Origin of the sequence: Clostridium sartagoforme, assembly GCF_004794105.1 — a bacterium.
In the GTDB taxonomy this organism is placed as follows: domain Bacteria; phylum Bacillota; class Clostridia; order Clostridiales; family Clostridiaceae; genus Clostridium; species Clostridium sartagoforme_B.
Genome location: NZ_SRYR01000001.1, coordinates 430,918 through 454,864 on the forward strand (window position 1 = coordinate 430,918; position 23,947 = coordinate 454,864).

13 protein-coding genes and 1 other RNA gene are annotated in these 23,947 nt (G+C 30.1%); 10 read left to right on the plus strand and 4 right to left on the minus strand.

The features are described 5' to 3' along the window. Positions 1-73: 73 nt before the first annotated feature. Complete coding sequence (locus E5347_RS01800) at positions 74-1,384, minus strand: aspartate kinase (RefSeq protein WP_136004000.1); 1,311 nt, start codon at positions 1,382-1,384, stop codon at positions 74-76. 414 nt (positions 1,385-1,798) lie between these two features. Between E5347_RS01800 and nrdD the strand changes: the two genes are divergently transcribed. Continuing rightward, a complete protein-coding gene (gene nrdD, locus E5347_RS01805; RefSeq protein ID WP_136004002.1) occupies positions 1,799-3,919 on the plus strand; it encodes an anaerobic ribonucleoside-triphosphate reductase in 2,121 nt (706 codons plus the stop codon). 12 nt (positions 3,920-3,931) lie between these two features. Then, complete coding sequence (gene nrdG, locus E5347_RS01810) at positions 3,932-4,432, plus strand: anaerobic ribonucleoside-triphosphate reductase activating protein (protein WP_136004004.1); 501 nt, start codon at positions 3,932-3,934, stop codon at positions 4,430-4,432. Positions 4,433-4,550: 118 nt separating this feature from the next. Here nrdG and E5347_RS01815 read toward each other — a convergent pair whose 3' ends face one another. After that, on the minus strand, positions 4,551-5,852 hold the full coding sequence (locus E5347_RS01815; protein WP_136004007.1) for a dicarboxylate/amino acid:cation symporter: 1,302 nt from the start codon (positions 5,850-5,852) through the stop codon (positions 4,551-4,553). Positions 5,853-6,167: 315 nt separating this feature from the next. Here E5347_RS01815 and E5347_RS01820 point away from each other — a divergent pair, with 315 nt between their 5' ends. Further along, positions 6,168-12,410 (plus strand): Ig-like domain-containing protein, encoded by a 6,243-nt coding sequence (locus tag E5347_RS01820; RefSeq protein ID WP_168354882.1) that lies wholly within the window; start codon positions 6,168-6,170, stop codon positions 12,408-12,410. Between the two features lie 459 nt (positions 12,411-12,869). Further along, positions 12,870-18,761, plus strand: a complete 5,892-nt coding sequence (locus E5347_RS01825) for a 5'-nucleotidase C-terminal domain-containing protein (protein ID WP_136004009.1) — start codon at positions 12,870-12,872, stop codon at positions 18,759-18,761. Positions 18,762-18,856: 95 nt separating this feature from the next. On the opposite strand, the gene ytaF is transcribed toward E5347_RS01825, so the two are convergent. Continuing rightward, the gene (ytaF, locus tag E5347_RS01830) at positions 18,857-19,480 is read right to left on the minus strand and encodes a sporulation membrane protein YtaF (RefSeq protein WP_136004011.1); all 624 of its coding nucleotides are present in this window, start codon (positions 19,478-19,480) and stop codon (positions 18,857-18,859) included. A gap of 152 nt (positions 19,481-19,632) precedes the next feature. Between ytaF and E5347_RS01835 the strand changes: the two genes are divergently transcribed. The 3 genes from E5347_RS01835 to ssrS all read left to right on the plus strand — a co-directional run bounded on the left by E5347_RS01835 (position 19,633) and on the right by ssrS (position 20,596). Beyond that, complete coding sequence (locus E5347_RS01835; protein ID WP_136004013.1) at positions 19,633-19,902, plus strand: DUF1292 domain-containing protein; 270 nt, start codon at positions 19,633-19,635, stop codon at positions 19,900-19,902. Positions 19,903-19,939: 37 nt separating this feature from the next. Continuing rightward, complete coding sequence (locus E5347_RS01840; protein ID WP_136004015.1) at positions 19,940-20,338, plus strand: hypothetical protein; 399 nt, start codon at positions 19,940-19,942, stop codon at positions 20,336-20,338. Positions 20,339-20,406: 68 nt separating this feature from the next. Beyond that, positions 20,407-20,596: non-coding RNA, 6S RNA (gene ssrS / locus E5347_RS01845), on the plus strand. A gap of 153 nt (positions 20,597-20,749) precedes the next feature. Here the strand turns inward: ssrS and E5347_RS01850 are convergent. Then, a complete protein-coding gene (locus tag E5347_RS01850; protein WP_136004017.1) occupies positions 20,750-20,953 on the minus strand; it encodes a Spo0E family sporulation regulatory protein-aspartic acid phosphatase in 204 nt (67 codons plus the stop codon). A gap of 348 nt (positions 20,954-21,301) precedes the next feature. Here E5347_RS01850 and E5347_RS01855 point away from each other — a divergent pair, with 348 nt between their 5' ends. From E5347_RS01855 to E5347_RS01865, 3 genes are read left to right on the plus strand one after another with little or no spacing between them, the layout of a single operon-like run. Continuing rightward, positions 21,302-21,493 carry a DUF896 domain-containing protein gene (locus tag E5347_RS01855; RefSeq protein WP_136004019.1) on the plus strand — a complete coding sequence of 64 codons (192 nt, stop codon included), beginning with the start codon at positions 21,302-21,304 and terminating at the stop codon, positions 21,491-21,493. A gap of 12 nt (positions 21,494-21,505) precedes the next feature. Then, entirely contained in the window at positions 21,506-22,414 is a 909-nt protein-coding gene (gene hprK, locus E5347_RS01860; RefSeq protein ID WP_136004021.1) for an HPr(Ser) kinase/phosphatase, read from the plus strand. 25 nt (positions 22,415-22,439) lie between these two features. Then, complete coding sequence (locus E5347_RS01865) at positions 22,440-23,834, plus strand: aminopeptidase (RefSeq protein WP_136004024.1); 1,395 nt, start codon at positions 22,440-22,442, stop codon at positions 23,832-23,834. Positions 23,835-23,947 lie beyond the last annotated feature (113 nt).

The following is a 23,947-nucleotide window of genomic DNA, read 5'->3' on the forward strand; positions in this document are numbered from 1 at the left end:
AAGAATAGCTATATGAAATTTATAATTAAATAAATTTCATATAGCTATTTTATTATTATTTATTTAAATTCCTTTAGTTAAAGGCATTATATATAGAATTAATTCCTTTTTCAAAATCATCATTTTCTATGCCTATCAGAATATTTATTTCACTTGAACCTTGGTCAATCATTCTAATATTAACATTAGATTCACTTAATGATGTAAATATTTTAGCAGCTATGCCTTTATTTGAAGACATACCATTACCTACAGTAGCAATTAATGCCATGTTAGGATGAACTAAAATAGAGTCAGGATTGCATGTCCTCTTTATTTCATCAACTATTATTTCAGTTTTATTCATAAGCTGTGAATCTGAAATTACAACACAAACTGAATCTATACCTGAAGGCATATTTTCATAAGAAACACAGTTTTGTTCTAATATAGATAGGACTTTTCTGCAGAATCCCAGTTCTGAGTTCATCATTGCCTTTTCAATAGATATTACAGTGAAATCTTTTTTACCTGCAATTCCTTTAATAGGATTATTAAAATCAGGTTCCATATATTTAACTATTAGAGTTCCTGGATCTTCTGGTATATTAGTGTTCTTAATATTAATAGGTATACCAGCATCCCTTACAGGAAAAACAGATTCTTCATGTAGTACAGATGCTCCCATATATGAAAGCTCTCTTAGCTCTCTATAAGTAATTTTATTAATTTGCTTTGGATTCTTAACTATCCTTGGATCTGTCATTAAGAATCCAGAAACATCTGTCCAGTTTTCATATAAATCAGCATTAATACTTGCTGATACTAAGGCGCCAGTTATATCAGAACCACCTCTAGAAAATGTTACAATATTACCATCTATATCAGAACCATAAAATCCTGGTATAACAGCCTTTCTACCATTTTCAAGCGCTTTTCTTAATGAAGTATAAGTTAGATCCCTATCAATACTTCCATATTTATTAAAGAAAATTACATCTTTAGCATCAATAAAATCAAAGTCAAGATAATTTGCAAGAATAATACCATTTAGATATTCGCCCCTACTTGCAGCGTAACCTTTTGATGCACCATTTTCTATATCTTTTTTAATCTTGTCTAAATAACTACCAATATCTAATGAGAGATCTAATTTTGATACTATTTTTTTATATCTATTAGCTATTAAGTCAAAAACATCATCTAGTGGAATACTAGACTCAATATGACTTTGACAAAGATAAAGTAAATCTGTAACTTTAAAGTCTTTAGAGTGTCTTTTGCCTGGTGCTGAAGGTACAACCACCCTTCTATTAGAATTAGATAAGATGATATTTTTTACCTTCTTAAACTGATCAGCATCAGCTAAAGAACTTCCCCCAAATTTTGTAACGATTGTATTCAATTTTATAGCCCCCTTATAAATTGTATTTATTATATATTAGCAATTTTTTAACAAAACCTCAAATGAAATTTATTAAATTATTAGACAATTATTAATATTTTTAATTTTAATCAATTAAATATTAACTTTATATAGAGAAATATTATCAATACGATAATTAGCAAATGAAGTAGCAGAGTATCAATTAAAGTAAAAAGAAAAGACATAATAATTTCAATAATTTAAAGATTCAACAAGTTACAACAGAAAAATATAAAATACAAAAAGATAATAATTAGAGAGAAAGTTAAGTTTAAGAAGAAAACTTTCAAATTTATATCTCTTTTTTAAAATAACGAAGGTTTTGTTATTATTAATTAAATTTTATAGATGATATAATTAATAAGATAGATAATTAAGGGGAGTGGAAGTTGGATGAAGGTAATAAAAAGAGATGGTAGTATAGTAGATTTCGACAAAAGAAAAATAAGAGAAGCCATTAGTAAGGCCATGAAAAACGGAAGTGGAATCTATTTAGGGGATATAGCTAAGCTTATAGCTAGCGATGCTGAAAAGTACTTTTACAAAAGTGGTGAAACTCCAACAATATATAAAATAGAGGCTTATGTATATGATAGGCTTGTACATTACGGACAAAAAGTAACTGCTAAATCATATGAAGGATATAGAGCAGTACAAGAGTTCAAAAGAAATACTAATACAACAGATGAAAGTATTTTATCTCTTTTAAATAAAACTAATGAAGATGTAATAAAAGAAAATTCTAATAAGAATTCAGTAATAGCTGCAACTCAAAGAGATTTGATAGCAGGAGAAGTATCAAAGGATATATCAAGAAGGAGATTAATTCCATCTCATATAGTTCAAGCTCATGATGAAGGTGTTATTCATTGGCATGATATGGATTATAGTTTATCTCCTATTTTTAATTGTTGTTTAATTAACTTAGAAGATATGCTAGAAAATGGTACTGTAATTAATGATAAATTAGTTGAAAGTCCAAAATCATTTAGTACTGCTTGCACAGTAACTACTCAAATAATTGCACAGGTATCTAGTAATCAATATGGCGGACAAAGTATTACTGTAAAACACTTAGCAAAGTATCTAAAAGTTACAGAAGATAAGGCATATAAACATTATTTAGAACTTTTAGGTGACGAGGAGCTTGCTAGAAAGTTAGCTTTAGACACTAAAATGAAGGAGCTTAGAGACGGAGTTCAAACAATTAGATATCAATTATCAACATTACAGACTACTAATGGTCAAGCGCCATTTAGTACTATATATCTAGAAATAGAAGAGGGACACCCTTACGAAGAAGAAATGGCTTTAATTTGTGAAGAAATGATTAAGCAAAGATTAGAAGGGATGAAAAATTATAAAGGGCAGGAAATTGGTGAAGCCTTTCCTAAGCTTATCTACCTTTTAGATGAACATAATTGTCTTGAAGGTGGAAAATATGATTATATAACTAAGTTAGCTGCAAAATGTACTGCAAGAAGATTAGTTCCTGATTATCAATCAGCAAAAATTATGAGAGAAAACTATGAAGGAAATACCTTCCCACCAATGGGATGTAGATCTCATTTATCACCTTGGAAGGATGAAAATGATAACTATAAGTGGTACGGAAGATTTAATCAAGGGGTAGTAAGTATTAATTTACCTCAAATAGGAATTATTGCTGATAAGGATATGGAATTATTCTGGGATATGCTAGATCAAAGGTTAGAATTATGTAAAGAAGCTTTATTGACTAGACATAGAATGTTACTTGGAACAAAATCAGATGTTTCTCCAATTCATTGGCAACATGGAGCAATAGCAAGACTAGAAAAAGAAGAGAGTATAGATAGATTATTAAAAGATGGATATTCTACACTATCATTAGGATATGTTGGTATTTATGAAATGGTTCAAGCGATGCTTGGAGTAAGTCATACTACGAAAGAGGGGGAAGAATTTGCACTTGCTGTAATGAAACATATGAATGAGGCTTGTCAAAAGTGGAAGGATGAAACTGGTTTAGGATTTAGCTTATATGGAACTCCAGCAGAAAATTTAATTTATAGATTCTGTAGAATAGATAGAAGTAAGTTTGGAGTAATACCTAATGTAACAGATAAACTATATTATACTAATTCTTATCATGTTCATGTATGTGAAGAAATAGATGCCTTTAGCAAACTTAAGTTTGAATCTCAATTCCATGGAATAAGCTTAGGTGGATGTATATCTTATGTTGAAGTACCTGATATGAGTAAAAACTTAGATGCTGTTGAACAAGTTATTAATTTTATATATCATAATATTCAATATGCTGAAATAAATACTAAACCTGATGTATGTTATAAATGTGGATATACTGGAGAAATTAAGCTTGATGAAGATTTAACATGGTATTGTCCTTCATGTGGAAATAGGGATGAATCAGAAATGCAGGTTATGAGAAGAACTTGTGGATATATTGGAACTAATTTCTGGAATAAAGGTAGAACTGCAGAAATTGGTGATAGAGTATTACATTTATAAGGATGATTTAGTATGAATTATGCTAAAATAAGAAAATTTGATGTAAGTAATGGGCCTGGAGTTAGAACTACATTATTTGTAAGTGGATGCACTAATAATTGTGAAGGATGCTTTAATAGAGAGTTACAAGATTTTAATTATGGTGACAAGTGGACGAAAGAAAAGGAAGATGAATTCCTTTCCTTTGTAAAAAATGAAAATGTAGTTGGAGTAAATATTTTAGGTGGAGAGCCAATGGATCAAGTAAAGGATAAGGATTTACATAATTTACTTAAAAGAATTAAAGAAGAAACTAATAAAAGCATATGGCTATGGTCAGGGTATATATATGAAGATATTATTAGTAATTCAAATAAAAATGAAATATTAACTTATGTAGATGTATTAATAGATGGTAGGTTCCAGCTTGATAAGAGAAATATTTCTCTAAAATATAGAGGTTCAAGTAACCAAAGGGTTATTGATATAGCTAAAAGTAGAGAACATAATAAAGTTATAGAACTTGAAATATAATATTAGGCTGTCCCAAGGGCAGCCTAATTAATTTAAAAGAATTATTTGATTTTTAAAGCTCCAAAGTCGCCTTGGCGATTTTGGAGCTTTAAGTTTTATATATAAAACTACATATTATTTAACAATCTGTAGTTTTAAGTATGTCATCAGCTAGTATATCTGTATTAACCTCACTAGAATAATATTTACTAGTATCAAAGGAGTTTTCAGACTTACTTATAATAATAGTGCAAATACAATCTCCCATAGTATTAACTGTACTTCTACACATATCTAATATTCTATCTATACCAAGAATTAGGCCTATTCCTTCTATTGGTAAACCAACAGATTGCAATACCATTGAAAGCATTACCATACCTACACCAGGAACTCCAGCAGTTCCAATTGAGGCTAAGGTAGCAGTGAGAATAATGGTTAAAATAGCAGGTAAACCTAAGTCTACGTTATATACTTGAGAAATAAAAATTGCTGCAACTCCTTGCATAATAGCAGTACCATCCATATTAATAGTACAGCCCAATGGAATTGTAAAAGATGAAATAGAATTATCAACTCCCATTTCATTAACTGTTTCTAAAGTAACTGGTAATGCAGCATTACTAGAAGCAGTTGAAAAAACTATTGAAGCAGGTTTAATAAATTTCTTTAAAAATGGTTTTATACTTAACCTTGTAAAAAGTTTGAACATACCTCCGTATACAAAAACAGAATGGATAAGTAGGGAAAATAAAATTACAAACATATATTTTATTAAAGGAATCATTGCGTTAAATCCCATAGTCGCAAAAGTATTGGTCATTAAAGCAAATACCCCAATTGGTGCAAAGGACATAACTATTTGAACAATTTTCATAATAACTTCATTTAATGATTCAAAAGCATTTTTAACTATTTCAGCTTTTTTACCAACTAAGCTTATTGCAATTCCTAATAATATTGAAAAGAATATGATTTGAAGCATATCTCCATTAACTAAGGAAGCAATAGGGTTTGTAGGTATTATATTAACTAGAACATCTATAAAAGAATTATTTTGAGAAATCGTTGGCTCAGTTACTAAAAGATGTGACATATCTAAGCCAATGCCAGGTTTAATAGTTAATGAAAGAATTACTCCTATAGTAATAGCTATACAAGTGGTTGAAATATAAAATATAAAGGTTTTCACTCCAACTCGTCCTAGCTTTCTTATGTTATCAGCAGAAGCAGCTCCACAAGTTAATGATACAAATACAAGAGGAACAACCATCATTTTTATAGAGGATAAAAAAATATTTGATAAAACCTTTACAAATCCGTTTAAGATAATAGTGTCTTTAATAAAATCAGATCCTATCCTTTGGACTAATATGCCAAAGACTGCTCCTAAAAACATAGCTAAGAATATTTTTTTTGTTAAGCTTAATTTTTTTTTCATAAAAACTCCCTTCAATTTTATTGCCTTAATTTACCATAGTAATATTATGATATAAATTTTAAAGTTTGACAAGCTCTTTTTTAAAATAAGTTGTCAGATTAGAAAAAATTTATATATAGTGTTATAAAATGTAAAACTATATTTTAAATTTCAAATTTTTGTAAGTTTCTATAAGAGGATTTAAATATATGGACAAAAACATAATAATCATTTAATATATATTATATGGAAAATATTTCCTTAAAAGATTTTAATATAGATTATGGAAACGTTTTCTAAGTTCTTTGAAAATTTAATAAAAGGAGGATTATTATTATGAGGGGAAATAGCTTTTTGAAGCACAAGTCTAAACTAGCTATATTTACAGTATTAATGTTTTTATTAACACTTATACCTATACCTAATATTGCTGTTAAAGCTAATACTGCTACAACAGAAAAGGTGAAAATAAGGTTTTTAAAAGATGATGCTGACTATACTGGCTGGAATATATGGGCTTGGTGGTCAGGAAACGAAGGAAAAGAGGTAAGTTTTACTCATGAAGATGAACAAGGGGTTTTTGCTGTACTGGAAGTTCCAAATGATGATGAGTTTGGATTTATTATAAGAAAAGGCGAGTGGGAAGCAAAGGCAACTTCTAATGTTATATATGACTTATCAAAGGGACCTAGTGAAGTCATAGTAACTGCTGGAAAAATAGATAAGGATAATCCAGAACCAAAGAATATAGAATACACAAATTTATATAAAGACTTTGATAAGATTAATATTAAGGTTAATTATAATAGATCAGATAAAATTTATGAGGGCTGGCAATTATGGAACTGGGTAGTTGGTGGACAAGAGGGTTCAGATGATACAGTAATGAACTTTAGTGAAACCAATGATTATGGTGGAATTGGGAATTTAAGCTTTAATAATATAACTAAAAATGATAAACAAGTAGGAGTTATAGTTAGAAAGGCTGATTGGACAAAAGATAGTGGAGATAAATTTATAGATTTAGCCTATTTAGATTGTAATGGTAATTTAGAAGTTTATTATAAACAATTAGATAATACAACTTACTATTTAGAACCTAAAATTGAGGAATCTGATATAGTAGCTGATGAGCTTATAAATCAAAATGGTGGTGATAATACTTGGTATATTCCTGGCTTGTTTGGGAATTGGAATAATTCAAGTAATGAAGTTAAAATGAAGCATTTAGTAGATGGATTTTATCAATATTCAGTAGTATTACCAGCAGGAAAGCATGAATTTAAAATTGCAAAGAATGGAACTTGGGATGGATTTTCTGATAATGGAAATAATTTTATAATTAATTTAGAAAAAACAACTAAAGTTAATTTATATGTTAATGATGAATTAAATGAAGCACGAATTAATATTCCAGGAGTTAATAATTTAAAAGAGTATATTCCAGAATTAAGTAATGAAAAATGGCCAAGGTTAGTTGGAAGTTTACAACATGTATTTGGAGAAAATGATTGGTCACCAGAAACTGCAAAGCAAATGTTTGTAGATTACTATTTCGATGGAAGTATTTATAAGATTCAAAGAGAATTACCAGTAGGAAAATTTGAGGCTAAGGTAGCTTTTGGTCCAAATTGGGATGAAAGTTATGGTGCAGGAAATGATAATTTAATAATCAATACTTTAGATAAAGATGATGTAATATTTACTATAGATTATAAGGGAAATAAGAATTTAACACATAACTACACACCTAAAGAAGGAAATTATGATGGAATTATAGATAAGTCAAAGATAATATTTGATTCAAGAAGTATAACTTATAAAAAACCTTTTGGAGCTATTAAAGAAGAATCAGAAGATTTAACACTTAGAATTGGTGTTGCAAAAAATGATGTCCAAATGGCTAAGGTTGAGCTTACTGATGGTAATGGAGTAGCAAAAAACTATGATATGAGAAAAGCAACTACCATAGGGGAAACAGATTACTATGAAGTTACAATACCTAAAGTAGATTTTATTGGCATTGGTATATGGGGATATAAATTCATTCTTGTAGATGGTGTAACTAAAATTGAATATGGTGATGATAGCATGAGTGGAGGTGCAGGCTCAGCAGTTGATGAAGGTGCACTTCCATATAATTTAACAGTTTATGATAAAGATTATAAAACTCCAGATTGGATGAAAAATGCTACAGTATATCAAATATTCCCAGATAGATTTTTTGATGGAAATAAAGAAAATAATAGAGCAAAACTTATAGATGGTTATCGTGGATATACTATGAAGGATGGAACTATAGTTCCTTTTGATCTTCAATACTTTGATGGAGGATTAGAAAATGATCCAGCTAAAGATAAGGTTTGGGGAAGTTGGAGTGACTACCCTGAAAATCCTAGACAATCAACTCCTGAAAATAAACCATATTATCCTAATGCTAAAACAGATGATGTATGGTCAAATGAATATTATGGAGGAGATATTCAAGGATTAGAAGAAAAGCTTGATTATTTAAAATCTATTGGAATTACAGCTATTTACTTAAATCCAGTAGCTTGGGCTTCATCAAATCATAAGTATGATGCCACAGATTATAAGCATTTAGATCCTATGTTTGGAGAACCTATTTATAATAAGGATGGAGATCCAACTTCAGGATTAAATTATGAAAAAACTAGGGCAGCTTCAGATAGAGTTTATCAAGCATTTGCAGATGCAGCTGATGAAGTAGGAATTAACCTTATTGCTGATGGTGTATTTAATCATGTTGGCGATGATTCAATTTACTTTGATAGATATGAAAAGTATCCTGAAATTGGGGCTTATGAATACTGGAAGAGAGTTTGGGACAAGGTTAATGATGGAAAGGCACAAAAAGATGCTGAAAAAGAAGTTATTAAAGAATATGAAAGTCAAATTAATCCTTTAACAGGTAAGAAATACTCTTATCCAGAAGATTTTAATTACACAACATGGTTTAAGGTTGAAAATAAGTGGGTAGTTAAAGATAAGGATGGAATTAGCTTAGAAGAAAAATATCAGCATTATCAATATGAAGGTTGGTGGGGGTATGATTCATTACCAGTAATGGAATCAAAGGAACCACAAGCAGGCGATGATTTAGCCTTAGATGGTTATCATGAATGGAATAACATTGATTATAGGGAAAATGTTATAGGTTACGATTTATCAGCATTAAGTGATGGAAAAGCAGAAGAAATGATGAAAACTGCAGCATCACAAAGATGGATGTGGATGGGAGCAAGTGGATGGAGACTAGATGTTGCTCCAGATGTATCTACAGGAACATGGCAAAAATTTAGGGAATCCGTTAAATCAACAGCAGGAAGAACAGATGTAAATGGCAATATTATCGATGACCCTGTAATATTAGGAGAAGAATGGGGTGTTGCAACTCACTATTTATTAGGTGATCAATTTGATTCAGTTATGAATTATCAATTTAGGGCTGCACTTCAAAATTATATTATTAATGGAGATGCAATAACATTTAATAATGCTCTTGAAACAATTAGGGAAAACTATCCTAAAGAAGCATGGCAAGCAATGCTAAACCTTGTAGATTCTCATGATACTGTTCGTAATATAACTAAAATTGATAATCCAACTTGGGAAGAAGAAAATACAAAAATAGCTCCAGAAGCTAGTGATAGAGCTTTAAAACTACAAGAATTAACTGCAATATTCCAATTAGGTTATGCAGGTGCTCCAACTATTTATTATGGTGATGAAGTAGGGGTTACTGGTACAAAGGATCCAGATTCAAGAAGAACATTCCCATGGGAAAGAATATCTGAAGTTAGTGGAGAATATAGCGGAGTTGGAAGGTATGAAAGCTTATTTGATGTATATAAAACTGCTGCAAATGTAAGAAATGAAAATTTAGATATCTTTGCAACTGGAGATATTTATAGTGCATATGTAGAAGGAAATGTTATAGCATATGCAAGAAAGAGCGAAGATAAAGGTGGTTTATTAGTTATTAATAAGGAATCTTCTGATAAGACAATAGAAGCAAATGTAGCAGGTTTTTTACCAGATGGATTAGAATTAAAAGATGAGTTATATGGAAATATTACTGCTAAGGTTGAAGGTGGTAAAATTAAAATAACTATACCAGCAGAGACAGGATTAATGATGGTTTCAACTAATAAAATAAATAAGGTAGATAAGGTTGAAGGCTTAAAGGCAGTTGCAGAAGAGGGAAAGGTAACATTAAGCTGGGAGCCAGTAGCTGGAGCTAATAAATATAATATATATAGAACAAATTTAGAAGGACAAAGCTCAGAGTTAATTGGAAGCTCTGATAAAAATAGTTATGAAGATATAGATGTAGAAAATGGTGTTAGATACTATTATTATGTTACAGCTTTAAAAAATGGGGGAGAAAGTGAATTTAGTGATTCAGTTACAGCACTTCCTTCATATAATATTAAATCAATTTCAAAACCAAGTTCTATTAAAGATGTTATTCTTGGAATTGGGAATAAAACTGATGAAATAACTGTTAAAGTTTCTATACCAGGAATAACTGACAATGATGAATATGCTGGAAAGGATATTCCAAACTTTGAAGCTAGACTTATGTATTATAAAGATGGATCTTTATTAGAAAATGCAGATAGCACTAAATTAAGATATAAAGAAGATTCAAAGGAAGATGGCACTAAGATTTACTTTGCATCCTTTGAGCCTACGGAAGAAGGAATTTATAAATACTATGCCAAGGCTACAACAAATTCAGGAGATACTTATGTAGAATCAGAGGTATCAGAATTTAAGGCAATTAGAAATGAAGATGATAACTTAGTAGTAGAAGCACCTATTCTTAATGATATATTAGTTGAATCTAATAGAGCAAAGCTTGAATGGTCATCAAATGAAGAAAATGTTGAAGGATATGAAGTTTATCGTAAAGAAGCAGATGGTGAATATATTAAAGTAGCTGTTTTAGATAAATCAGCTAGAGAATACACTGATTTTGATGTTAGTAATGGCAAAAAGTATTCTTATAAGGTAGCAGCATATAATAAATTCTATAATAGAGCATATTCAGAAGAGAAGGATGTAACACCGACTTTAGTTATGGTTGATGTAACATTAAGACTTCATATTCCAAATTATACACCTGTTACTGATGACATCTATATAGCTGGTGATTTTAATGGATGGAATGCATCAGGTGGAAAGTTAAATGTACCAAGTGGAGCTACATCAAGAGATGTAGTAGAATATAAATTTAAAATGATGGCAGGAAAGAGTATTCAATATAAATACACTAGAGGATCATGGGATACTGAATCATATACTAGTCATAGTCGTGTAGCAAATGACACAGAAGATTATGGTAACTGGGCATATAGTTCTACAGATACTAATATGAAATTAACTGTTCAAAATCAGGGAGGTAACTCAATGGTTATTGATGATTATGTATTAGGATGGGTAGATATGCCAATGATAATTACGATGCCTAGAATATCTTATGGAGAAAATATTGAATATGAAACAACAGATGAAGAATTTACATTAAAGGCAAAAGTTCCATACGGAGTTGAATTTACTATAAATGGCGAAGATATTAATACTTTATATCCTAATGCTATGGATAGCTTTGGAAATGTATATGTTGAAGGTATTAAATTAAATCCAGGATTAAACGAGTTTAATATTCATATAGAACCAACAGAGGAGACAATTAATTTACCTTGGTACACTGATGATGGTAGAGCCTCTCAGGCAACTAGGGATGTAGTAATGAAGATTAACTATAAAACAGATGGTAGTCAGGAAGAAATAAATGTTACTGGAGTTTCATTAAATAAAACTTCTGGAGAGTTAAAAGTAAATGAAGAGCTCCAATTAATTGCTAGTATTTTACCTGAAGATGCAACTAATAAAGAAGTTTCTTGGACAAGTAGTGATGAAAAAATAGCTACTGTTGATGAAAATGGAAAAGTAACTGCAATATCAGAAGGAAAGGCTACAATAACTGTTACAACTAAGGATGGAGGATTTACAGCTAATTCTGAAGTAACAGTACTTCCAAAGGGTGAAGATGGAGGTACAGGAGGAGAACCAGAAGATATTAAGGTTACTGGAGTCTCATTAGATAAAACTTCAGGAGAGCTAAAGGTAGATGAAGAATTAAAATTAATTGCTAGCATTTTACCTGAAAATGCAACAAATAAAGAAGTTTCTTGGACAAGTAGTGATGAAAAAATAGCTACAGTTGATGCAAATGGAAAAGTAGCTGCGATATCAGAAGGAAAGGCTACAATAACTGTTACAACAAAGGATGGAGGATTTACAGCTAGCTCTGAAATAACAGTACTTCCAAAGGGTGAAGATGGAGGTACAGGAGAAGAACCAGGAGGTTCAGAAGAAAAACCGTCAGAAGTTTTACCAGGTGGTAATACTGATGAAGAAGGAACAAACTTACCTGAAACTGGTGGAAATAATCCAACTTATATCTTAATTATAGCAATATTAGTAGTTGGAGTTGGAGCTTTCTTATTCTTAAAAAATAAAAAATCAAAAGAAAATAACAATAAATAATATATAAGTTACCATAGATTTTTTACATTAAATTAAGGAAGTTAATATGTAATATACTTCAATTAGGTAATTACAGAATCAACTTATATAAAAAACAAAAAAATCGCTGATGAAAATCAGCGTTTTTTTATTATAAGCAATTATATAAATTTATTATGTAAAAATAAGATGTTTTCAAAGGAAATAATCATATAGAAGATTATACAATTTTACAAAATTTTCAATTATTAAATGATAAAATTAAGATAGTGACATCAAAAAAATTTTCTTATTACCATATTTAACAACGGGGTAACCTTTATTTAACATATAAAGTGATTATTAACTTAAATATAACTTATAAATAGTGATTTTATTGCTAGAATATCATTAAAGAATAAGGAAGTGGGGTATGCCTATGAAAGCATAGATTAAAAATTAATATAAAATATTAATATTACTAATTTAAGGGGGATTAAAATGAAAAAACTTTTAAAGAGTAAATTGTTAAGTTTATTTTTAGCATTTAGTATGATGCTGGGATTAGTTACTATTCCTGCCAAACCAGCAAATGCTGAAACTGCTACTTATGTAGTAATAAGTGAAGTTTATGGCGGTGGTGGAAATGGTGGTGCAACTTATAAAAATGACTTTATAGAATTATATAACCCGACAAGTACGGACATTGATTTAACTGGATGGAGAATTCAATATGCCTCTAAAGCTGGTAGTTTTAGTGAGCAAAATAACACTGAATTAAGTGGAGTAATAAAGTCAAGAGGATATTTCTTGATTCAAGAAGCTAAAGGTAGTGCTGGAACTGAAGATTTACCTATAGCTGATGTAATTGGTAATATTGCAATGAGCGGTACAGACTGTAAGGTAAGAATTATAGATAACAATGGAACTGTAGTAGATTTAGTTGGGATTGGAGTAGCTAACGAATCTGAAGGTGAAAAAACTGCTAAGGGCATGAGTAATAGTAAAAGTGTTCAGCGTAAGGATAATGATGGATCAGAAAACGGTGTTACTAATGGATGGGACACAGATAATAATGAAGATGATTTCTATTCAAAGGAGCCGACTCCTAGAAATTCAGAATATTCAGCTGATATAGTAGGGTTAGTTTCTTTAAAATCTGACGCAAGTATTAGTATTGAAGTAGGAGAAAAAAAGGGCGTATCTATTGCATATGAGCCTGAGAACACTACTGAAAAGGGAGTTAAATTTGAAAGCTTAAATTCAGAAGTTGCAACAGTTGATAATGAAGGTAATATTACTGGAATTAAAGAAGGGGAAACTACAATAAAAGTAACCTCAACTGTAAAAGATAACATATATTCAGAAACTAAAGTAAGTGTTAAGAAAGCTACAGATAAAATAGGACCTGAAATAACTAATGTATATCCGATAGAAAGTTCAAACATAGGAAGTATAAGAAGACCTGAAATTAAAGCTGATATTACTGACGAATCAGGAATTGACTTACTTTCAGTTAAAATGTATTTAGACTCTAAGGCTGTAAGTGCAGTTATTAATGACAGTATAATTAAGTACCAAGTAGATAAGGACTTAGAAGATGGTAAGCATACTGTTAAGATTGAAGTAAAAGATAAGCTTGGAAACTTATCAGAAAAAGAGTGGAGTTTTACAATTGGAGAAGTAGAAAAGAATCTTTATTTTGGGCAATTACACTCTCACACTAATTTATCAGATGGAACAGGAACAGTTGATGAGGCATATCAATATGCAGATAATGTTGCAGGTGTTGACTTTTTAGCAATTACAGATCATTCAAATTGGTTTGATAATGATACAAAAGCTAATATCACAGATGGATCAGCAAGTACAAAGTGGAATACTGGAAAAGATGCAGCTAACAAATATAATGTAAATGGAGAATTTGTAGCAATTTATGGGTATGAAATGACTTGGTCTGGTTCAACTGGAGGATATGGTCATATTAATACCTTTAATACTGAAGGTTTTGAAAGTAGAAGTAATAATAAGATGAACTTACAAGCCTATTATAATGTGTTAAAGACTCAACAACAATCATTAGCACAATTTAATCATCCAGGAAAGACCTTTGGTGACTTTGGCGATTTTGCATATTATGATAAAGATATAGATAATGTTATTAACTTAATAGAAGTTGGAAATGGAGAAGGAGAAATTAGAAGTTCTGGATATTTCCAATCTTATGAATATTACACAAGAGCATTAGATAAGGGATGGCATTTAGCACCAAGTAATAATCAAGATAATCATAAAGGAAAATGGGGAAATGCTAATACAGGTAGGACTGTTATTGAAGCTTCAGAACTTACTAGGGATGGTATCTATGATGCTATAAGAAATAGAAGAGCTTATGCAACAGAAGATGAAAACCTTAGAATTTCTTATGAAGTAAATGGTAATACAATGGGATCAATCTTACCTAAAACAGATAATTTAGATTTTAATATTAATATCGAAGATCTTGATAATGGAGATAATATTAAGAAAATATCTATTATTGGTGATGGTGGGAAAGTAGTAAACTCTATAGACAATGTTAATTCTAATACTAAGGAATGGAAATTCACTTTAGATAAGTCAACTAGTTCTTATTATTATGTAAGAGTAGAAGAGGCTGATAAGGATATAGCTGTAACAGCACCAGTATGGGTTGGAGAAAGAGAGAACTTTGGAATATCTACAGTCGATAAAGATAGAGATGTCATTATAGCAGGTGAAACTTTTAATATAGAAACTAATATATACAATAATGAAGGTAGTGCAATAAATAATATTAATGTTGAATATTTCAAAAATAATGAAGAAGAACCAATAAAATCAGAGGTTATAGATAGTATAGTAGCAGGGGGAACTGTTACTGCAAAGCTACCTTATAGTTTTGATAAGGCTGGGAATTTTTCATTTGTAGTAAAGGTTTCTGCAACAATAAATGGAGTTTTAAAAGAATTTAAATCTTCAATTGATATAGAAGTATTAGCTGAAAATGAAATATCTAAAGTTGTAATTGATGGAGCACATCAAAATCAATATGTTACTGGTGATTATAAAGATAAAATAAGTACTTTGACAGCACTAATGGGACAAAATAAGATAAAGGCAATTATTAATAAGGATGAAATAACAGATAAGGTACTAGAAGGAGCATCTTTATTAATACTTTCAGATCCTCAAAGTGTAGAAAAGAAGGATTACGATTTATCACCTCAGAAATATAGTGAAAATGAATTAGAGGCAATAGCTAGATTTGTGAATAGGGGAGGTAACTTAATAATTACTTCTAAGGCTGATTATGGAGATGCAAAAGGTGAGTACGGAAATGCAGCTCAAGGTAATTCAGTACTTGAATCAATTGGTGCAAAAATTAGATTCAATGATGACCAAGCAACTGATATGGATAATAATGGAGGTCAAGAATATAGATTATACTTTGATGATTATAATACTGATAGTCCATGGTTAAATGGAATTGATACTAGTAAAAAGTATAGTTTTTATAGTGGTTCAACATTAGTAATGCCAAGTGATATGTCTAATGTAGATGTATTAGTTAAGGGACATGAAACAACTTATGGAAATGATGCTGATAAACAAGGAGACAATACTCCAGTTAGTAAGGGTGAAGTTACAGCTTTAGCCGTTGAAACCCTAAGTAGTGGGACTAAAGTATTCGTTTCTGGGGCAACATTCTTTTCAAACTTTGAAATGGATGGATTAGATTATTCTAATTATCAAATTACAGAAAAAGCTTTAAGGGAATTAGCACCTTTAAACGAGATACCTGTAAGTAAAATAGCTGATGTTAGGGTAGACGAAAATCAAGATAACACACCTGATAGATTTGGAGAAACAGTAGTTGTAGAAGGTTATGTTACTGCAGCTTCAAATGCAGCAGCACCAGGAAATTCATTCTTTGATGTAATTTATGTTCAAGATGAAACAGCTGGATTAACAGTCTTTGGTGTTTCTAATTTAGATATTAAGCTTGGGCAAAAGGTCAGAATTAAAGGAAAAGTATCTTCATACCTTAATGATGCTCAAATAGCAATAAATAATGAAAATTCTGATGTTGAGATAATAGATAACAGCATTAACTTAGTAGAGCCTACTAAGTTAACTACTAAGGATAGTATGCTAGAAGAAAAAGAAGGTCTTTTAGTTAAGGTAGAGGGAAAGGTTACAAGAATTGAAGGACAAAATATATTTGTTGATGATGGTTCTGGCGAATCAAGAGTATATGTAGAAGGGTATGTTAGAAGTAGCAAAAATCCTGGCGTTGATGATGAATGGAAATTTAGAATTAAAGCTTTAGATAATATATCTGCAATAGGTCTTGCATCTGAAGATCCAGAAGGGCATAGATTAAGAGTTAGAGATTCTGGTGAAATAGAAAAGGTAAAAGCTAAGGATATAGATATTACATTATTCCATACAAATGATAGTCACGGAAGAGTTAAGAAAGATAGTAGTATAATTGGAATTGATGTAATATCAGCAATTAAAAATAATACTATAAATTCACTTTTACTAGATGCAGGTGATACCCTTCATGGATTACCTTTTGCAACATTAAAGAAGGGTGAGGATATAGTTTCATTAATGAAATTAGCAGGTTATGATGCTATGTCTCCTGGAAATCATGATTTTAACTATGGATATGAAAGATTGCTAGAATTAAGTAAGTTATCTGCTGAAGGAGAAAATGGCTTCCCAATTATTTCATCAAATGTAATGAAAGGTAATGATAATTTAATTGATTCAAATGTAATTAAAGATGTAGCAGGAATTAAGGTTGGTATATTTGGGGTAACAACACCAGAAACTGCATATAAAACTAATCCTAACAATGTTATAGGAATTGATTTTGCAGATCCTGTAGAAGCTGCAAGAAAGCAAGTAGAAGAGCTAAGGGCTAAAGGCGTAGATGTAATAGTTGCATTAGCACACGTTGGTATAGATGAGTCTAGTGAAGTAGTATCTACAATGATTGCTGATGAAGTTGATGGAATAGATGTAATAGTTGATGGACATAGTCATAGCACATTACAGGAAGGAATTACTACTAAAAATGGTACTTTAATAGCTAGCACTGGAGAATATGAAAATAACTTAGGAAAAGTAGTTATAACTGTAGATGGAGAATCAAAGAAAATAGTAACTAAAAAGGCAAGTTTAATATCTAAATCTGAAACAACTAATATTGAAGGTGATAAAAAAGTTTTAGATAAGATAGAAGATATAGATGCCGAGCAAAGTGAATTTTTATCACAGGTTATTGGAAACTCTATGGTTCATTTAGAAGGAGCTAGAGAATATTCAAGAACTCAAGAAACTAATTTAGGTAACTTAATTACAGATGCTATGTTAGATGAAACAGGAGCAGAAATAGCTATTACTAATGGTGGTGGAATACGTGATAGTATCGATGAAGGAGAAATAACTAAAGGAGAAATAGTTAAGGTTCTTCCATTTGGCAATTATATAGTAACCAAGGCATTAACAGGTGCGCAAATTAAAGAAGTGTTAGAACATGTAATAAAAGCTTATCCAGCGCCTGCAGGACATTTCCCTCATGTTTCAGGAGTAAACTTTGTCTTTGATGAAACTAGAGAAGCTGGAAATAGAATAGTTGGAATAACTGTAAATGGAAGGCCTATAGAGATGGATAAGTTATATGTAGTTGCAACTAATGACTTTATGTCTGTAGGTGGAGATGAATATCCACACTTCTCAAATGCTCCAACAATAAATGAATATAAGTCACTTGAAGAAGCTTTAGAATCTTATATTAGAAAAATAGGTAATGTTGATTATTCTATTGAAGGAAGAATTAAAGTAGGAAAAAATACAGCACCAACTATAAGTGCTGGTAATGTAACTTTAAATGTAGGAGATAAATTTAATCCATTAAAAGATGTTAAAGCCATAGATAATGAAGATGGAGATATAACTGGTTGGATTAAAGTTATAGAAAATAGTGTTGATTTAAATAAGGCTGGAGATTATAAAGTTATTTATGAAGTAAAGGATAGCCAAGGAGAAACAACTATTTTAGAAGTTAAGGTTACTGTAAATGAAGTTAAAGAAGAAGAGAAACCAGGAGAAAATCCTAATCCAGGGGAAGACCCTAAACCAGGAGAAAAACCAGGCGAAGAAAAACCTGTTACTGATAAGCCAAATCCTCCAAGTGTAAATGAACCTGGTAATAATAATAATAATAATAATAATAAAGAAAATCTACCTGAGACAGGTGGAAACAATACAATGTTAATATTATTAATGGCCATAATAGCTGTAGGGGCTGGCGGATCACTCCTAGTAAATAAAAAGAATAAGAGCATAGTTAACAAATAAAAATAAAGGGGCTGTTGCACAAACAGCCCTAATTAATTTTTCATTGTGCGACAGCTCCTTATATTCTTTTAAAGAAGAGATGTGTATATAATTTTTTAAAATGCCCTTAAAAAGGCTAAAATAATTAGCATTAATCCAGATAGCCAGGAAAGGTTAAAGTTAGTAATATCTACAAACTTTTTACCTAAATATGACCCAAATAAAATTACAATTAAGCCAATAATTAATGAGAAAATAAAAACCTCAATATAATTAATTGTTACAAGGCTACTACCAAAGCCCACAGCTAAGCTATCTAAAGATAAGGCAAAAGCTAGATAGATAGCTTCTTTAGAAGATAAATTTTTAGATTTATCAAAGTCGGCTTTTATTTCATTTGCATAGACTTGAAGTACAAAGTTAAAATCAAATAACTTAAATTTAAATGGAGAAACCTCTTTCGATTTTTTATTTATATATGATTTTAATAAACTTTCAAATAAGCGATAAAAACCTAAAAAAAATAAAACTACAAAGCTTATAACTTTTGCTATGTTCAATGAAATATAATTTTGAAGAATACCGCCAATTATTAAAGAGATTCCAAGCATAGAAGAGGAAATTATATCTATTATTAATGCAGATCTTAAAGGTATTTTAATTTTACTTGTGCCATAAGAAATACTTGCTAAGAAGGAATCTATAGATACAGATAAAACCAATATTAAAGCTTCAAACATAAAATTACCTCTAAAAAAATACTAATTTATATTATGAATAATAGGTATATAAAGTTACAAAATGTGACCTATAAGATTTATAATGAAAAAGCTAGTAATTTTTATTGTATACATATAAAATATAATGGATAATTAAAATAGGAGTGAACAGTATGGATAAAAAAGATTTAAATATAAATGAAGAAGAAAAGGTAGTTATGAGCTTTTATAATGAAGATGGTGAGAAAGTTGACTTCGAGGCAGTAGCAAGAGTTTACTTAAAAGAAGTAGAGTATCTTTTATTAGCACCATTAGAGGGTGAAGAAGACGATGTATATGTTTTTAGAGTTGATAATATTGATGGAAAAGAAGAATTAAACTTAGTAGAAGATGATAAGGAATTCTTAGCTGTTAAAAAAGAATATAAAAAGTTACTATATTAATTTTATTTTAGGATTAATTGTATTTTAGGAGGAAAATATGAAAATAAACCAAATTATAAGTATATTAGAAGAAAATCAACTTACAGAAATAGAAGAATTAAAAAATGAAGATGGAATAATATTAGTAAGATTCTTTTTTGATTTTGATGAAGATGTCCTATCAGCTGCAAGAAGCTATTCTAATGATGAAAGTGATTATGAAGAAGAAAGCAATGAATGGTATAAAGAGTTCTTTATTCCATATCTTTATGAGTATGCTAACGATGAAGTAGTTGATATAATTGAAGAAATAGTTGAGGAAGTAGATTTAGCAGGAGAAGTTATGGCTTTCCAAATGAACTCTACTAATTTTGAGTCTATGCAATTTATGGCCTTATTTACAGATGAAGATCAAGATATTACTATTGAAGATGTTGCAAAAGAGTTTATTATTTAAACCCTTCCATATGAAGAAAAATTATTCTATTGCATAAGAAAAAAATTATGATATAATTAAATCATAATTAAATCCTGAGATGTGCGCTTAGCTTAAAATATTCAACCTACATTGAATATACGGGATTTGCAATATCTAAAAGTATGCTGGGCTCCAGTAATTCACTTATGTGGCAGGAGAAAGCAAAGAGTTAGTGCGCTTAACCCACCTGCGAGTAGCAGGTATGAATATTTAAGTGACCGGCATGTTGGGAATAATATGTAATTAATACCTCTAATATGAGGTATTTTTTTTATTTAATTAATTTGGTGATAATATTAATTAAGTTCTTTAATACTTTAATTAATATTATCACCAAAGCTTAAAAATTTAGCAAAGTATATTATAAATGAAAATATTGATTGAGATTAATTAAGCAACCTTTTTAAGTTGGTTGCTACGTAGATTTTTTCGAATATGGTTTCTATAAATACATTTTTGATATTGAGAAATTAGTGTATCTAAATCTTGGGAAATATATAATATTAATTTGCTGTTAAGAGGAAGATAGTTTAATAAGAAGTTTAATAATGCTCTTTTAATTCTGATTTTTTTTCTACATTTACTTTTGCTCATTGTAGCACCCCCATCTATTTACAAAATACAATAGTTTATAACAATATTATACCAAAAAGTATAAAAATGTAAAACGAATTCTTTAGACGGATTTCTACAAATTTTTTTACATTACAAGTTTTAATTAATAATATACAGATATAGACTTATAAAATTATTGAGTAAAGAATAATTATTAAGTAAAATATCAAAATTAAAAGCATAGATTAAAAGCTACTTATAGAAAGAATATTAAATTTTAGTTAAAAAGTGTAAATAATTACATCTGAGTAATTTTAAAAGTTGATATTGAGAAAAAATGAAGGTAAAATATAAGAAAGAATTATTTTAAGAAAGGGAGTACTAAAGATGGACTACGCAAATATGAAAATGGATGATGTAATAAAAAGGATTAATGAACTTTATAAAAAAAGTAAAGAAGAAGGATTAAATGAAATTGAAAAAGAAGAGCAACAAATATTAAGAAGAAGATATATTGATAGTGTTAAAAGTAATTTTAGGGCTCAATTAGAAACGGTGGAGTTAAAGAAAAAAAATTAAAGGGTGATAGAGTTGTCAGTTAAAGTTGAAAAATTAATTAAGGATTTTGATATGGAAGTTCTGGTAGAAGGGGACAAAAATGCTGAGATTTTTGTAAATGATATTAATAGACCAGGATTACAGCTCGCAGGATTTTACAATTATTTCGCGCCAGAAAGGATACAAGTAATTGGTAAAGCGGAGTGGAGCTTTCTTGAGACTATGGGAATTGAGCTTAGAAAAAAGAGAATAAATAAGTATTGTAGCTTTAATTTAAAATGTTTAATGATTACTAGGGACTTAGAACCTCAAGAGGAATTATTAAAGGCAGCAGAAAAAAATAAAATATGGCTTATAAGAACTAGCCTAGTAACTACTAAATTTATGAGTAAATTAACAATTTACCTTGCAGATAAATTAGCGCCAGAAACTAGAATTCATGGAGTCCTAGTAGATGTATATGGAATAGGTATTTTAATTACTGGGGAAAGTGGAATAGGTAAGAGTGAAACAGCTCTTGAACTTATTAAAAGAGGACATAGATTAGTAACTGATGATGCAGTTGATATAAAAGAGGTTGATGGAGAGCTTATAGGTAAATCTCCAAGAATTACAATTGGTATGCTTGAAGTAAGAGGAATAGGAATTATTGATGTAGCATCACTTTATGGATTAAGTTCTGTATTACCAGAAAAGGACATAAAGCTTCTTATGCATTTTGAGCATTGGAAAGATGATGGGGATTATGATAGATTAGGTCTAAATGATGAAAGACAAGATATACTGGGTGTTAAGGTTAAGAAACTTAGAGTACCAGTAAGACCAGGAAGAAATATAGCAGTAATTATTGAGGCAGCTGCAGTTAATTATAGACATTCTTTAATGTCAGATGTAACTCCTGTAGATATAATTGAGAGTAGAATGGACAAAATAATAGAGTAACAAACTTTATACTAAGGAGGGTGTAATGAGTACTAGAGAAGATAAAAATAAAAAAGTATGGGAAAAATATATTGGAGAAAAGAGAGAAGAGTTATTTGAGTTTTGCAGGGGATATATAAATTATATGTCTATTTGCAAAACAGAAAGAGAATGTGTGCTTACAAGTATTAATATGGCTGAAGCTCTTGGATATAGGAACTTAGAAGACATAATTAATAATAATGAAAGATTAAAAGCTGGAGACAAGGTGTACTGTAACAATAAAGATAAGGCGTTAGCACTTTTTTTAATTGGAAAAGAGCCTATCGAGAAAGGACTAAGAATAATAGGTTCACATGTGGATTCACCAAGACTTGATTTAAAACAAAACCCATTATATGAAGATACAGGGCTTGCAATGATGGAAACCCACTATTATGGAGGGGTTAAGAAATATCAATGGGTAACTTTACCATTAGCTATACATGGGGTTGTAGTTAAAAAAGATGGAACTAAAATAAATGTTGTTATTGGCGAGGACGATAATGATCCGGTTATTGGTGTTTCAGATCTTTTAATTCATTTATCAGCAGATCAGCTCCAAAAAAAGGCAAATGTAGTAGTTGAAGGTGAAGACTTAAACTTATTAGTAGGAAGTATTCCTTTAGAAGATAAAGAAAAGGATGCTGTTAAAGCTAATATTTTAAGAATACTTAATGAAAAGTATGACTTTGATGAAGATGATTTTATATCAGCAGAAATAGAAGTTGTTCCAGCTGGTAGAGCTAGAGAATATGGCCTTGATAGAAGTATGATAATGGCTTATGGCCAAGATGATAGGGTTTGTGCATATACATCATTAATGGCACTTTTAGATACAGAAGAAGTAGATTATACTAGTGTTGTATTACTAGTAGATAAAGAAGAAGTTGGAAGTAATGGAGCAACAGGAATGCATTCAAGGTTTTTTGAAAATACTGTTTCAGAAGTTATGGATAGACTTGGAGAATATTCAAGTCTTAAGTTAAGAAGAGCATTATCAAATTCAAAGATGCTATCAGCAGATGTTTCAGCAGCTTTTGATCCAAACTATCCATCAGTTATGGAAAAGAAAAATTCTGCTTACTTTGGAAAAGGCTTAGTATTTAATAAATATACTGGAGCAAGAGGAAAGTCGGGATGTAATGATGCTAATCCTGAATACATAGCGTGGCTAAGAAATATAATGGAAGAAAATGATGTTGTTTATCAAACAGCAGAACTTGGTAAAGTAGATCAAGGTGGTGGAGGTACTATTGCATATATTTTAGCAGAGTACAATATGGAAGTAATCGACTGTGGAGTTGCTCTTCAAAATATGCATGCTCCTTGGGAAATATCAAGTAAGCTTGATGTTTATGAAACAATGAGAGGATATAAGGCTTTTTTAGAAGCAAAGTAGTATAAACAGGCTGCATAATGCAGCCTTTTTTAATTAGCAATTAACAATTAGCAATTGACAATTAGTAATTGACAATTAAGGATGTAATTTGTTCGAAATTACTGAAATAATTG

Coding starts and splice junctions, on each gene's coding strand:
- nrdD (WP_136004002.1), top strand. CDS start 1,799: ATGAAGGTAATAAAAAGAGATGGTAGTATAGTAGATTTCGACAAAAGA.
- nrdG (WP_136004004.1), top strand. CDS start 3,932: ATGAATTATGCTAAAATAAGAAAATTTGATGTAAGTAATGGGCCTGGA.
- E5347_RS01815 (WP_136004007.1), bottom strand. CDS start 5,852: ATGAAAAAAAAATTAAGCTTAACAAAAAAAATATTCTTAGCTATGTTT.
- E5347_RS01820 (WP_168354882.1), top strand. CDS start 6,168: ATGAGGGGAAATAGCTTTTTGAAGCACAAGTCTAAACTAGCTATATTT.
- E5347_RS01825 (WP_136004009.1), top strand. CDS start 12,870: ATGAAAAAACTTTTAAAGAGTAAATTGTTAAGTTTATTTTTAGCATTT.
- ytaF (WP_136004011.1), bottom strand. CDS start 19,480: ATGTTTGAAGCTTTAATATTGGTTTTATCTGTATCTATAGATTCCTTC.
- E5347_RS01835 (WP_136004013.1), top strand. CDS start 19,633: ATGGATAAAAAAGATTTAAATATAAATGAAGAAGAAAAGGTAGTTATG.
- E5347_RS01840 (WP_136004015.1), top strand. CDS start 19,940: ATGAAAATAAACCAAATTATAAGTATATTAGAAGAAAATCAACTTACA.
- E5347_RS01850 (WP_136004017.1), bottom strand. CDS start 20,953: ATGAGCAAAAGTAAATGTAGAAAAAAAATCAGAATTAAAAGAGCATTA.
- E5347_RS01855 (WP_136004019.1), top strand. CDS start 21,302: ATGGACTACGCAAATATGAAAATGGATGATGTAATAAAAAGGATTAAT.
- E5347_RS01865 (WP_136004024.1), top strand. CDS start 22,440: ATGAGTACTAGAGAAGATAAAAATAAAAAAGTATGGGAAAAATATATT.